The sequence below is a fragment of the Enterococcus sp. DIV0210g genome (genome assembly GCF_050559705.1).
In the GTDB taxonomy this organism is placed as follows: Bacteria; Bacillota; Bacilli; order Lactobacillales; family Enterococcaceae; genus Enterococcus_B; species Enterococcus_B faecalis_A.
Window position 1 is genome coordinate 2,504,989 of record NZ_CP187903.1, and the last position, 14,372, is coordinate 2,519,360.

The 14,372-nt window shown below is 32.1% G+C and carries 10 protein-coding genes and 1 pseudogene; 3 read left to right on the forward strand and 8 right to left on the reverse strand.

What is annotated here, in order from left to right; genetic code table 11:
• Positions 1 to 276: 276 nt before the first annotated feature.
• The 5 genes and pseudogenes from rpsI to IGI64_RS12000 all read right to left on the reverse strand — a co-directional run.
• Positions 277 to 393, reverse strand: a pseudogene (gene rpsI / locus IGI64_RS11980) (30S ribosomal protein S9); the annotation flags it as partial.
• A 252-nt stretch (positions 394 to 645) separates the two neighbouring features.
• On the reverse strand, positions 646 to 3,723 hold the full coding sequence (locus IGI64_RS11985; protein ID WP_319497353.1) for a type I restriction endonuclease subunit R: 3,078 nt from the start codon (positions 3,721 to 3,723) through the stop codon (positions 646 to 648).
• Between the two features lie 3 nt (positions 3,724 to 3,726).
• Positions 3,727 to 4,974 carry a restriction endonuclease subunit S gene (locus IGI64_RS11990; RefSeq protein WP_319497354.1) on the reverse strand — a complete coding sequence of 416 codons (1,248 nt, stop codon included), beginning with the start codon at positions 4,972 to 4,974 and terminating at the stop codon, positions 3,727 to 3,729.
• Positions 4,964 to 6,487, reverse strand: coding sequence for a type I restriction-modification system subunit M (locus IGI64_RS11995; protein WP_319497355.1), 1,524 nt, complete (start codon positions 6,485 to 6,487; stop codon positions 4,964 to 4,966). The genes IGI64_RS11990 and IGI64_RS11995 overlap by 11 nt, the downstream gene beginning before the upstream one ends.
• A 409-nt stretch (positions 6,488 to 6,896) precedes the next feature.
• Positions 6,897 to 7,472 carry a recombinase family protein gene (locus IGI64_RS12000; RefSeq protein WP_429940679.1) on the reverse strand — a complete coding sequence of 192 codons (576 nt, stop codon included), beginning with the start codon at positions 7,470 to 7,472 and terminating at the stop codon, positions 6,897 to 6,899.
• 377 nt (positions 7,473 to 7,849) lie between these two features.
• On the opposite strand from IGI64_RS12000, the gene IGI64_RS12005 reads away from it, so the two are divergent.
• Positions 7,850 to 8,275, forward strand: coding sequence for a hypothetical protein (locus IGI64_RS12005; RefSeq protein ID WP_429940680.1), 426 nt, complete (start codon positions 7,850 to 7,852; stop codon positions 8,273 to 8,275).
• 707 nt (positions 8,276 to 8,982) lie between these two features.
• Here IGI64_RS12005 and IGI64_RS12010 read toward each other — a convergent pair.
• Positions 8,983 to 10,124, reverse strand: a protein-coding gene (locus IGI64_RS12010) for an IS3 family transposase (RefSeq protein WP_430596444.1) whose coding sequence is annotated in 2 segments (ribosomal slippage) — positions 8,983 to 9,896 and positions 9,896 to 10,124 — 1,143 coding nt in all. Because the reading frame shifts where the segments join, the coding sequence is not laid out codon by codon here.
• Positions 10,125 to 10,500: 376 nt separating this feature from the next.
• Between IGI64_RS12010 and IGI64_RS12015 the strand changes: the two genes are divergently transcribed.
• On the forward strand, positions 10,501 to 11,412 hold the full coding sequence (locus IGI64_RS12015; protein WP_429940681.1) for a hypothetical protein: 912 nt from the start codon (positions 10,501 to 10,503) through the stop codon (positions 11,410 to 11,412).
• On the opposite strand, the gene IGI64_RS12020 is transcribed toward IGI64_RS12015, so the two are convergent.
• Together IGI64_RS12020 and IGI64_RS12025 are read right to left on the reverse strand one after the other, a co-directional pair.
• Positions 11,409 to 11,990 carry a type III toxin-antitoxin system ToxN/AbiQ family toxin gene (locus IGI64_RS12020; RefSeq protein ID WP_104888632.1) on the reverse strand — a complete coding sequence of 194 codons (582 nt, stop codon included), beginning with the start codon at positions 11,988 to 11,990 and terminating at the stop codon, positions 11,409 to 11,411. The genes IGI64_RS12015 and IGI64_RS12020 overlap by 4 nt on opposite strands.
• A gap of 264 nt (positions 11,991 to 12,254) precedes the next feature.
• Positions 12,255 to 12,827 carry a site-specific integrase gene (locus IGI64_RS12025; RefSeq protein WP_129154403.1) on the reverse strand — a complete coding sequence of 191 codons (573 nt, stop codon included), beginning with the start codon at positions 12,825 to 12,827 and terminating at the stop codon, positions 12,255 to 12,257.
• A gap of 253 nt (positions 12,828 to 13,080) precedes the next feature.
• Between IGI64_RS12025 and IGI64_RS12030 the strand changes: the two genes are divergently transcribed.
• Positions 13,081 to 14,244: a tyrosine-type recombinase/integrase gene (locus tag IGI64_RS12030; protein WP_429940682.1), complete on the forward strand. Its 1,164-nt coding sequence runs from the start codon at positions 13,081 to 13,083 to the stop codon at positions 14,242 to 14,244.
• Positions 14,245 to 14,372: the final 128 nt, after the last annotated feature.

Genomic DNA, 14,372 nt, shown 5'->3' on the forward strand with positions numbered 1-14,372 from the left:
TCTCATCATCTGCTCAACAACCTACAATTAAATTTTAACCAGAAAACAGAATAAAAATCAAACTAATTATGTATTTAATGCATAAATATGAGCAAATAGTGATAAACCAACAAAAACATAACCATAAAAAACACTTTCTAAAGTAGAAAGTGCCATGAAATAATTGTACACAACTTGGTTTATTAATAAAATTCTGCTCTCCACCTCATTATATTAATAACACAAAAAAACACACCTTCCAAAATGAAAGGTGTGTTTTGCTCGAACGATAAAAAATTAACGTTTTGAGAACTGTGATGCTTTACGAGCTTTCTTAAGACCTGGTTTCTTACGTTCAACCATACGTGCGTCACGAGTAAGTAAGCCAGCACGTTTAAGTGCTAAACGGAAATCCTTATATATCAACGTTTACAATGGTTTTTCTCACCATCTTTTATACTTTAGAATACAGTCTTAAATTCTTCAATTTACCTCAAATTTTCAAAATCCAGACCCAAAAATAAAATAGATTTTAGCCACATGTATCAAGGGATTAGATAACATTTCAAAAATAAAATAGACCCAATTTATTAAAATATGAAAAAAATTTCTATGTTCGTGGGTAAAATAAAAAAGCCTAAAATTAAGGCTTTTTTATTTTTACCTCTAAATCAAGTTTTCTGCCATTAACTCTGCTTGTGTAATCACTAAATCAATGGTTTCTAAATCCGTCTTAAAATTATTTTTTCTCAAAAAACGTTTAATTTCAACTCTCATTCGGGCTTTCTCAGAACTACGCTTTGTCCAATCAATTGTCATATTTTCTTCAATAGTTTTAGCTATACCTACTGCAATATCTTTTAGAACTTGCTCGTCTTCATCAGAATTTTTAGAGATAACATCATAAAAAGCTTTTTCCTCAACTGTCAAGCCTAATTCTTCGCCTTCTTCTTTCATTGTTTTCATGTCTTTTGCCAATTCAATTAACTCACGAATGGCAATTTCAGAAGTAATTCCTCTAGTATTGTATTTATTTATGGATTTTTTCAATAGGTCAGAGTATTTTTCTGCTTGAACAACATTCGTTTTTTGAATAGACTTTATTTTTCCTGCTAATAAATTTTCGAGTAATTGTAAAGCAAGATTCTTCTGTGGCATTTCTTTAATTTCTTCTAAAAACTTGTCAGACAAAATAGACAATTCAGCTTTTTCTAATCCTAGAGAATCGTAAATATCCACAATATCTTCCGTTACAACGGACTTAGAAATTAATTGCTTCAATTCTTCATCGATTTGTTGAGGAGATTTTACTCCATCTACAAAGTTTAATTTAATTAAATATACTTTTACAGCTTTAAAAAAGGCAATTTCAGCGTTGTATTGTTGGACTTCTTCCTCTGTCACACACAAAGCATACGCTCGAGTGATTTCCGTTACTAAATCTTTAAATCTCTTAACATCTTCGACATCATCTAATCCTAAAATATAGTTTGCAGCATTTGCAATAACTTGTAATTTTTTTGTATAATCTGTTGAATTGAAATCAGAATAATCAAATTTATCTAAAATCGTATTGGTAATCAAATCATATTTTTCTTTGACTAAATTCACAGCGACTTGGGTATCAATACCTGCTTGCTTTTGGTCATTTGGTGTATATTCTTGTAGAGCATTTTTCAAATTCGGTGCAATACCAATGTAATCGACAATCAATCCACCTGTTTTGTCTTTAAATACACGATTTACACGAGCGATTGCTTGCATTAAATTATGCCCTTGCATTGGTTTATCAATATACATGGTATTCATGCTAGGAACATCAAAACCTGTCAGCCACATATCTCGAACAATAACAATTTGAAGTTCATCAGAATCATCTTTCATTCGCTTCGCTAATTTATCACGTCTTGTCTTATTCCCAATAAAAGGTTGCCAATAATCTGGGTCACTACTTGAACCTGTCATTACAATCTTAATTTTCCCTTTATCATCATCATCAGAATGCCAATCAGGACGAAGTTTAATTATTTCTTGGTATAAATCAATCGCAATTCTTCTAGACATTGTAACAATCATTGATTTACCGAAAGAAGCCTCTTGTCTTGTTTCAAAGTGTTTCACAAAATCTTGAGCCAATTTTTCTAATCGAGGTTGTGAACCTGTGATAGCTTCTATCCGACTCCATTTTGCTTTTGTTTTTGAAGCGACATCATCTTCTTGACCTTCCACAATGTCTTCTACTAAATCGTCTATATCTAATCCATCAGGAAGTGATACAGGGATGATTCGGCTTTCATAATAGATTTTTACTGTAGCTCCATCTTCTACCGCTTGGGTCATATCGTATACGTCTATATAATCCCCAAACACAGCTTTTGTGGACTTGTCTGCACTAGAAATAGGTGTTCCTGTAAAACCAATGTAGGAAGCGTTAGGTAACGCATCTCGTAAGTATTTAGCATACCCGTATTTGATTGAGCCATCTTTTGCATTAACATCAGCACTAAAACCATATTGAGAACGATGAGCTTCATCTGCCATTACAATAACGTTTCGTCTATCAGTCAATACATCCATTTGATTGCCTTCTTTAGGTGCAAACTTTTGCATGGTACTAAAAACGATGCCACCTGCATTGACAGACAGTAATTCTTTTAACTCATCCCCATCATTGGCTTGTTTTGGTGTTTGACGTAATAAATCACTCGACTGACTAAATGTTAAAAACAATTGGTCATCTAAATCATTTCTATCCGTTAAAACTACGACAGTTGGATTATCTAATTCTTGCACCAATTTCCCAGTATAAAAAACCATTGATAGACTTTTACCTGAGCCTTGAGTGTGCCAAACAACCCCAATTTTATTATCTCCTTCAGTGCTAACCGCACGTTTTGCTTCTTCTACTGCACGATTCACTGCATGATATTGATGATAAGCCGCTAAAATCTTAATCGTTTTATCCCCATCAGTTTTAAACAAGATAAAATGATGCAATAAATCAAGTAGTACTTCTGGATTGCACATCCCCTTGATTAGCACTTCTAATTGACTACTAGCTGTTCCGTGTTCCACTTTTCCATCAATCGTTCGCCAAACCATGAAACGTTCTTCATTACTTGATAAAGTTCCCACTTTTGCTTGCACACCATCACTGGCAACCATGAATTCATTAAACGTAAGTAATGAAGGGATTTCTTGTTTATATGTTTGTAATTGGTTATAAGCGTCTGAAATACCCACGGCTTCATCCGTAGCATTCTTCAATTCAAACAGCACAATAGGTAATCCATTGACAAAGAGAATAATATCCGTTCTTTTTCGTTGATTGTCTTCTTCCACGATAAATTGATTGACTGCTAAAAAATCATTGTTTCTTGGCTCATTAAAATCAAATAATAAAACGCGTTTTGTAACATTGCGATTACCTTCTCGTGTAGGAATTTCAATTCCATCCGTAATGTATCTATGAAAAGTCTGATTATTGACTGCCATGTCGGGATGTTTATGGACAGTAATTGTCTTTATTGCATCATTAATCACTGCCATTGATACATCAGGATTAATTGTTACAAGAGCTTCTTTCAAACGGTCTATCAAAACAACTTCTTTGTAATCTTTCCGTTTAGACATCCCACTATCTTCTAATTCTTTAGCAGAAACAGAAGTATAGCCCACTTCTTCTAACCAACGTAAAGCAACTGACTCTAAATCATTTTCATTGAAATGGTATTCTTCAGCCAAAAATTACACCTCCTCATCTTCTGGTAGTTCTATTTCACCTGATAGTAGTTTGGGTAGTAATGCATCTCTCATTTCTTCAAGATTCTCGATTTGATTCCTTAAATTCATAATTTGCTCACTTATCCCTGAACAAATTTCACCATATTGATTAATTAAATCAACTGCACCAACAAATTTAAACCCCATTGCTATACTTGGTTTTATACGTTGTCTACTGCCTGTTGACCCAGTAGCATTATTAACTAAGAACCTATTAAATGCGGTTGACTTGCATAAAAAATAAGTATAAGTTTGTAGATTAATATTTTTACAATCTAATGCTATAAACTCTGGTGAGCAAACATTTAAATAACTTTTATTTAGTTCTGTTAACCATACTCTTTCAAAATTTGGATTCATTTTTGAAAATAACACTGTAAAATCTGTTATTTTTGTTTTATTACTTTTAATAGTATTTACATTCTCTATAACAGGAAACTTTTTAGAATCAAAATTAGGAATGCTAAAATGATTTACTTTTTCCACTTCGGTTTTATTTGGATTAAATGTTTCTTTTATCTGAACAACTAAATCTGACAGTTTTATTATTTCCCATCCTTCAGGAATTTCACCTAATTCACTATCAACCATCTTTCCACCACTTGATTTATATGGATTTCCATTTTCATCTGGAAATTCAAAATCAACAAACCATCGGTTGAACAATGTGGATGCTAGTTCTTCAAGATTAGAAATAATTTGACTATTTAATTCAATTTTGGAATCAAGCTGTTTTATAAACTCTACTATTTTAATCTGATATTTTATATCTGGCACCTTAATTTTTAGCTTTGATAATTCGGAAAATGTAATTTGAGGAAAAGTACCTGACCTACTTTCGGCTATTCCCTGAAGATAATTTATTATTGGTTTAGATGTTAAATAGTAATAAAGATATTCATTTAAAATAGTATTACTTATACACCTTAAAACCATCAACTTTGTTGATACAACATATTTATCCTCGTCGATACCATTAACTAAACAATATCGACCATTCTTAGGACGGATTTCGCTATACAAAATATCGCCATTCTTAATACTTTTTTTTGCTTGGCCCGGAAGTTTGCTAACTTCCATATAGTCTTGTTTTATAATCTTTCCTTTCTCAATATCACTCGTATTTAAGAAGATTATTTTTTTCGAAGTAATTTTTTTTGTTTCTGAAACGCTAACCAATATATCCTCTATTTTTAAAACCTTATAATTCATACCCAATGCCTCCAAGTGCTTTTCGGATATCTTCTTCTAATTGATGAGATTGGGTAAATTGTTCAGATAATAACGTAGTCAATCGCTCCATCTTTTCTTCAAACGGCTCAGAATCTTCTATTTCATCTTCTAAACCGACATAACGACCGGGAGTTAAAATATAGTCTTGTTTCTTAACTGTATCTATTGAAACTGATGAACAAAATCCTGCTACATCAACATATTCTTTGTCATTTGTTCCTTTCCATGCGTGATAAACATCTGCCACTTTTTTAATATCTTCTACACTAAACTCTTTTGTTGTTCTATCAACCATAAATCCTTCATTTCTAGCATCAATAAATAAAATTTCACCTTGATGATTTCGTTCATTTTTCTTGGCTTTAGATTTTGACACAAACCATAAACATGCAGGGATTTGTGTAGAATAAAACATTTGGTTTGGTAAAGTCACAATACATTCCACTAAATCATTTTCAATTAGATTTTTACGAATTTCAAACTCATTTTTTGTCGATGTAGACATACTTCCATTTGCTAATACAAAACCTGCCGTTCCCTCGGGTGCTAATTTAGATACCATATGTTGAATCCAAGCATAGTTTGCATTTCCTGAAGGTGGTGTACCATATTTCCAACGAGAATCTTCTTGTAATTTTTGTTGCCCCCAGTCGCTGATATTAAACGGAGGATTAGCTAAAATATAGTCCGCTCTTAACCCTTTGTGCAAATCCTTGTGAAAAGTGTCCGCATTGTGTGTACCAATGTTTCCATCAATCCCTCTGATTGCAAGATTCATTTTACATAATTGCCATGTGGTCGGATTAGACTCCTGTCCATAAATTGAAATATCTCCAATTTTCCCTTGATGTTTTTCTACGAATTTTTCTGATTGTATAAACATGCCTCCTGAACCACAACAAGGGTCATAAATACGTCCCTTATAAGGTTCTAACATTTCAACTAGTAGTGAAACTACTGAACGTGGCGTATAAAATTCTCCACTACCTTTTCCTTCCGCACTTGCAAACTTCCCAAGAAAATATTCATAAACTCTACCTAGAGAATCAGTTTTTCGATTTTCTGAATCTCCTACTTTAATATTTGTAATTAAATCAACCGTTTCCCCTAATCTCGTTTTGTCTAATTGAGGTCTTGAATAATTTTTAGGTAATACATTTTTCAAAGATGAATTCTCTTTTTCTATAGCAATCATCGCTTCATCAATCGTTTCGCCAATTTTTGGCGTTTTGGCATCACGATTGATTTTTTCCCATCTTGCTTTAACAGGTACCCAAAAAATATTATCAGCTAAATATTCATCCTTATCCTCAGGGTCTGCATACTCATCTTTGGTTAGTTCTTCATACTTTTCTTCAAAGCTATCTGAAACATATTTTAAAAATATTAATCCTAAAACAACATTTTTATACTCTGAAGCATCCATGCTTCCTCTTAATTTATCTGCGGCTGCCCACAGTTTATCTTCAATTTTAAGTTCTGCTGAAACCATCAATACTTCCTCCTGTTTAAATCCTACTAACAAAATAAAAAACAAGAATAAATGATTCATAAAGAATTTAAAAAGTAAAACTAATACAGTAATAATAATTGCCATTACAACTAAAAAACTTCCTATTTTTGTTAGACAACCTTCTTTCTCTGGCTCTGGTTCTACTACATCTTGGATAATTATTTTTACACCATCTTTTAAAGACATAAAACTCAATCCTTTCTCTTCTTTTGTGAGATGAACGAAACGTTCGTTTAAGACCAACAAAAAAAAGCTGATACTTCTGAAAAGAAAACATCAGAGTTATCAACTGTTCTATGTATTTATATTTTTTTAGGCTCTATCGGTAACAAACGAACGTTTGTTACCGGCAATAATTATATCAAATTATATATAATAGTGAAACCCATCATCTAGATAAACGATACTTCCTTTTCACATTATATACTGTTTTAATACAAACATCACATTTTTCTGCAATCTCCCTTTGAGTTAAAGTCGTTTCAGTATAAAGTTTTTTTATTTTGTTGACAGTTTTGACATCCAATCCTTTGTTTCCTAGTTTCACTCCATTTTCCTTTAAAACTGCTAATGCTTCTTTTGTTCGTTCAGATATATAATCGGCTTCCAGCTCTGCAATCGCTGATAATATAGTAAAAATAACCTTCCCCATCGGTGTCGATGTATCAATATTTTCTTTAATACTAATTAAATTGATACCTTTTTCTTGCAGTTCACTCATGATGTTTACTAACTGCTTAGTAGAACGACCTAGCCTATCAATTTTATAAACCACTAGGGTATCACCTTTTTCAAGAGATTCTAACGCTTTATTCAATTCTTTTCGATTTTCTTTCCGACCACTGATTTGTTCTATAAAATAAGAATCAATATTATAGCGAATAAATGCTTCTTTTTGAACTTCTACCCCTAGATTTTGATTATTTTTGCTTGTCCTAATGTATCCAATAATTTTATTTGACATCTTACAAAAACCTCCCCTCTTTCTTTAGTTTAATCGCTTCTTTTCTATACAAAAACACCCTAGTATCACATAAAAAATGGATACTAGAGCAAATTAGGACTTTTCTATCATATAGAAGGAATACAATTATCTATTATTGAATCTATTTATATGACAATGATAATTCGTCAAGGTACATTTATTATTACATCAAAAATAACAATTGTCCAGAAAATCAATCCCCCTTTACTTTTCTATTATTTCTCTTTAAACACTTTATTTTTCTACCAAAAATGCTTTATTAAAGAAATATTCATGTGCTATAAAATTGATTTCTAAAAGGTACTTGCTATAATATGCACCAAATTAAATAACAATCCAAAAGGAGGTCATGGATAATGACAAATGGAACAAGTCAAGGACTATTCGTAGTTATCGCAATTATTATTTTTGGTATTTTTGTAGGTATTAGCTATTTACTATTTAGAGATACTTTAAAACCTAGTTTATCAGGAATATTTACGGATAGTTTAGAACAGGCTGATGAAAACTTAACAGGTATTACTAACCAAAAATATTTAATTTACTCAAATCTAAATGGCGATAGTGTTGTTGGTTTAAATTCAAAGGCATACAATTCTGATGGCAGTATTAAGAAGAATTTCAAAACCATTACTTTACCTAATATCATTAGAGAGAAAGATTTAGTAACCATAGACTTTATAAATTCACGAGGAAAATTTAAAGGGGTTGAAAAAATAGTAGGAAATACTAATTTAACTACAGTTACATCAGTGACTAATGATACTCCGAACCTTGTATAATTAGATTTAAGTCAAACTAAAGTAACTAATTTAGGAGTTCAATATTTTTTAAGTGATAATAAAACAGTTAAAAAATTAACATTAGGTAAAGAATTTAATAAATTTGGATATGGTGCTTTTCAAAATTCTGCATTAGAAGAATTAGTTTTAACAAATACAACTCCTATTTCTGATATTCAATATATTGCAACAGCCCCTAGAAAACAACTAACAGTGAAAGCCCCTAAAGAGTTAGAAAGTCAAATAAAACCATATGAAAGTAGTTTGAAAGAAGTTATTTATTATTAAATCAAACCGTCAGGAACAACTCCTGATGTTTTTTTCTATTCCCTACCTTTTCATTGTCAACAAATTTTACACACAACATTCAAATTTCCACTCTCTATTTTTTGATGCTATAATTTTTTATGGGAGTAGTGAAAAAGGATAGTTATGAGATGGATACTTACGAGAAGTAACTATTTTTTTATTAAAAAGTAGACCCCTCCATAACCCCTTCATCTTCAATCTTCCTACCCTTCATAACCCCTTGGATTTGAGTCAAGACCTCGGACACGATTTGCGAGAGTTTTTTTCGAGATTCCGGCGGGCGAGTATCTCATCGTTTCGACCAGCCGTCAAACCAAAACCGTTTGACCGCTGATCGAAGCGATGAAGTTGAAGCCCTGTGGAAATCTCGCAAAAAAAATGTAGGTGGCAGCTAGGAACTATGCCTGCAATGCCAACTCCTCCATCTGATTTGGTGTTAAATAATTAATACTGCTATGGATTCGCTTGCGATTGTAAAATCCTTCAATGTATTGAAATAACGCTAAATGAGCGGCTTCAAAGTTTTCATACGCTTTTGATGGATAGACTTCTTCTTTTTTGAGTGATGCGTGAAATGATTCGATACCGGCATTATCGTAGGGACAGCCCTTACGACTGAAGGAGTGCCGGATGTTTAATTCTTTCAGCTTTACCTCGTAGGCTTCGCTGGTGTACTGAGAACCCAAATCTGAGTGGATGACTAGGTTCTCGGAGGGTATGTGGTTTAAGAGCGCATGGTCAAGGGTTTCGATGACCAATTCTTTGGTCATCTGCTTGCCAAACTTCCAACCGATGATTTTCTTTGTGTGGAGGTCTTGGATAGTGGAGAGGTAGGTCCAGCCATCTTTTAGGGTATGAATATAGGTGATATCTGTCACCCATTTTTGATTGATCGACGTAGTGGTGAAATCTTGGTTTAACAGGTTTTTGCGTCCTTCACTTTTAACTTTCGCTTGCTTGCCAGGCTTGTATTTTTTGAGGGTGATTGAACGTAAGCCCAACTTTCTCATCAGTTTTTGTACTCGCTTTAGGGACAAGGTTTCGCCGCGGCCAACAAGAATCTTATGAATTTTGGGCGCACCATAGATACCCTTGTTTTCAAAGTAAATCCCCGAAATCAAGCGGCTTAGGCGTTCGTTTTCTGATTGGCGTTTGGAAGGCTTCTTTTTCTTCCAGTCATAGTAGCTGGATTTTGGTGTTTCCAAAACGGTACACATCTGTTTTACGTCATGATCATTTGCATTTGATTGAATAAATTCGAAGACATCACTCGTTTTTACTTTTGAGCGAATATGGTTAAAGCCTTTTTTAGGATGGTGTTTTCCTCCTGCATGCGGGCCATTTCCTTTTTCATTGCTAGGATTTCTGCCTCAGTCATGCCGGTTGCTTCATTCTTTGTATGAAGCTTCTTCCAGCGATAAATCGTTTGTGTAGCGATACCATATTGCTCTGCCAGTTCCTCGACCGATTGGCCAGACTGGTTTAAATCTAAAATCATCTTCTTAAAGTCTTCATCAAATTTTTTCTTGGCTTTTGCCATCTTGGACACGTCCTTTTCTTAGTAGTTAAATTCTACCAAATCGTGTCCATGAAATCATCTTAACATCACCTTCATGAACCCTACATAAAGATAATTTTAGAGTTCCTAGATGAGAACTATTTGCGAACTTTTGCGAGAACTTTTTTAAAACTCTATCATTTTTGAAGGAATTTTTGAAAAATTCAATGGAAACCTCCGTGAATTTTTTTAAACAGCAGCTTCATGAAAAATTTTTTAACTATGTCACTTGGACAAGACTACTGAAATGAGTGTATAAATGGAATGGATACTTACGAGAATAAAATACGTTGATGGATAGTTTTGAAAACAATCAATCAAAGAAAATAAACCCAAAAAATCATTGGAGGGAGTGGACTTGAAAAAATATATTGTCAACAAAAGAGCAATAGATAATGATGAATTACTACAACTAATTATTGCGTCTAACGGAATTTATGAATCTACCTTGGAAAAACTACTACAATGCAACAGAACTAGCCTAGAAGCTCGTTTAAAAACACTTGAAAAGCATAAATGGATTTCTAAAAGGAAGCTATCTAAACACTTCTATTTCGCTAAAAAGTTTGATTTAGACAATTTAAATCAACTAGACTTGCAAGCTGATGCCTTACAAAAAATGTTAACATTAGGCTTCAAAACAAGTAGCGTATCAATCACTACGAATCAGCAAAAACAAGTGAAGGCTTCATTTCACAGTGCTGTAAAGAAAATATATACGCATAAAAATTTTAGTCAAAAACCCCAAGCTTTTCAATTATTTCAGCAATGCATATCTAACGAAAACAAAGAATTATTTTCAAATTTTATCAATTACCATCATGTTGAAATACCTATTCAATTTTCGAGTATTTATGATGAGAATCAACTAATTTATACTAAATCTTTAGATTCTTTAGATATTATTGCAATTCCTACCATGCAACAATTACCTGCTATCAAAAAGAGATTGAAAGATTTTAGTAGGTATCGAGTGAAGAACAACACCACATTTATAAGAGATGATATCTTAATCTATATTCAAAGTTACGATAGTTTCTTTTTCTATACGAAAAATGACCAGCAACAATGGAATTTATATCAAATCGACAGTCTATTTGAATTCATTTTTTACTTGGCTAATCATTTTAAGTCTTCTAAACAACTGACTTTTTCAAATGACAAAGAAGAATATAAGGCATTAGAAACACTCTATATAAAAAGCAGTGAAAATAGAAAACAATATAATACAATAGCTAAAAAGAAAGCAAAAAAAGAAGCACAGTCTTAATTGATTGTGCTTTCATGATTTTTACTACTATTTTCTAAGTAAGTTTTTGCTATAGTTTCTAAATTTTTAAAATCCAAACATCTAGCAGATACTCTATCATCAGGAAATTGGTATTTTCGTTCATATAATTTTATTGCCATTTCTTCAATTCTTAATTCTCTAATTTTTTCTATTTGCTTATTTAATAAATCTATATATCTAGATTTTTCAATCTCACTATCAAAATCTCTATACGTATCCATTTTAGAGTTTTCAATTTTTTCAATTAATTCTTTAGGTACTGGAAACATATAATTTAAATTGATGACACAATATAAATCACCTACACCACCAGTTTTTTCATTATCTGGTTTAAAAACCTTTATAAAGTCAGCACTGTTACGCAATCGTAAATGTCTTTCTTGTGGATGAGATACTTGAGTAACATAGACTAAATTATCCAATTCAAACAGTGGAGAAAAAAACGGCTTCAGTAGTTTCCTCCCTCTTACATCATAGTATTCAGAATTTGGAATTCTTGGTTCTTCTACTCTTAAAAAATCCAAATAGTTTTTATCAACTTTAATCCATTCCAACATACTTATATTCTCCCTATAAAAATAGACCTACGAAATTGTAGGTCTAACTATTAAAACAGTTTTGGTAGGCTCTGTAACCTCTATTAAAACAGTTTTGGTAGGCTCTGTAACCTCTATTAAAACAGTTTTGGTAGGCTCTGTAACCTCTATTAACTACTTACATAATATCATAGAATTATATTGACTACAAGTAGTCAGACCTAAAAAATATACCCCTACTACAGAATTATCCTTACCTAGATACCTTAAAAGCCACCCTAGATATTATTGAAAAGGATTAAAATTATCTAAACTAGATTGAAGTTCTTCTTCTTCAATTCCTATGTATCGAAGAGTTACACTTTGGGAACTATGATTTAAAATCTTCATTAGGCTCGATAAATCCTTTGTTTTTTTATAATAACTATATCCAAACGTTTTTCTTAATGTGTGCGTCCCAATGTAATCCAAACCTAGCGATTCAGCAGTCTTTTGCATAATCTTATAGAATTGATGACTAGCTAAAGGTTTCATATTATTCCTAGGAGACGGAAATAACCACTTACTTTCTCCATCGTGTTCCTCGTTTAGGTATTTAATGATTTGATTGGTCAATTGCATCAAATTAAGTGTTCTCTTTTTTCCTGTTTTTTTCTCTACAATATCAGTTTTTAATTTCCCTTTCACATCATCAACTTTCAGATTCAATATATCTGATATTCTTAATCCTGTAAAAATCCCAAACACGAAAATTGTATAATCTCTTTGTCCATGTTTATTTTTTAGTAATTCTGAAGCAAACTGGTTCAAGACTTCTTTATCCTTAATCGGTTTTACATTAATCATTTTTTGTGGCATTTTTATTCCTCCATGACAAATTATTTATGGATACTTTCTATCTTTCATAATATAAATCTATCCATCTTCACTAAATGACAATCTTAGGTGTTGATAGAATAGGTTTTCCGATGGATAGAAATGTAAGAAGTATCCATTTGAGGTCCTTTATAGCATCATTAATAAAGGAGGGCAAATTTGTAGAGCATTCTAGATATCCTTCCTGAAACGAGGTATAATCGCTGCACACTTCTGAAGAATTGGAGCGATTATATTGGCTAGAGTAGACAAATATATCAAGAAAAATGGAGAAACTGCTTATAAATTCAGAATTTTCCTTGGCTTAGATTATAATGGAAAACAAAAGTATATTAAAAAGTCTGGATTTTCAACAAAAAAACAAGCATTAGAAAAATTAGCAGAAATCGAAGGGAAAATAGAATCTGAACAAAAATACATTCAAATCTCATTTCAAGATATGTATAACGAATGGATAATCGATTACAAAGATTCCGTCCGATTGGTAACATACAACAGAACAATTGATTTGTTTCGATTAAAAATATTACCTGTTTTTGGTAAAAAATATGTTGATGAAATAACTACTGAATATTGTCAGCAAATACTCAATAAGTGGGCAAAGGAGTATTATAAATACAAAGCTTTAAAGGGTTATACTCAGCAAATTCTCGATTTAGCAATTAAAAAAGATTTAATTCAAAAAAATCCTATGCGATTATGCACAATGCCAAAGATAAATAAATCTCGAATGAATATTGCTAATACTGTCGAATTAACAAGTGATAATACCGAAAATTACTATGATAAGAATGAATTGAATAATTTTTTGGATGTATTGGAGCAGAACTATGATTATATGTGGTTTACAGCTTTTCGATTATTGGCTTTTACGGGAATGAGGAAAGGCGAACTGATGGCTTTAAGATGGTCTGATATACGTGCTGACAGTATTATCGTAAATAAATCAATGACGATGATTAAACGCATTGCTTACGTATCAGACACTAAAAATGAACAAAGCAATAGAGTAATTAGCATCGACCCTACGACTTCTAATATTTTAAAAACTTGGAAAGAGAAACAACAGGCACGCTATATTAATGTTAAGGACAATCATTTAGTATTTACAAGAGATATTCCATTAAAGAATGAAAAAGACCAACCATTCGACCCAGATTACCTTAATAGATGTATGAAAACAATAACCAAAGAAAATAAAGAAATAAGAGAAATTACAATTCACGGATTTAGACATACTCATTGTTCTCTATTATTTGAAGCAGGAGCAACGCTCAAAGAAGTTCAAGACCGATTAGGACACGCTAATAGTGATATAACTTTAAAGATTTATACTCATGTCACAACTGAAGCTAAAAGAGAAACAGCAAATAAACTTGCTTTATACTTAGATAGCTAAGAAGCTAGTTCATACGAATTAGCTTCTTTTTTAGTTCAACAAAAATAAATTTTCTATTCACCTATTAAAGACTTTCTATACATTCTAAACCAACAAAAGATACATAAAACACAGTGTTTTACGTCCCA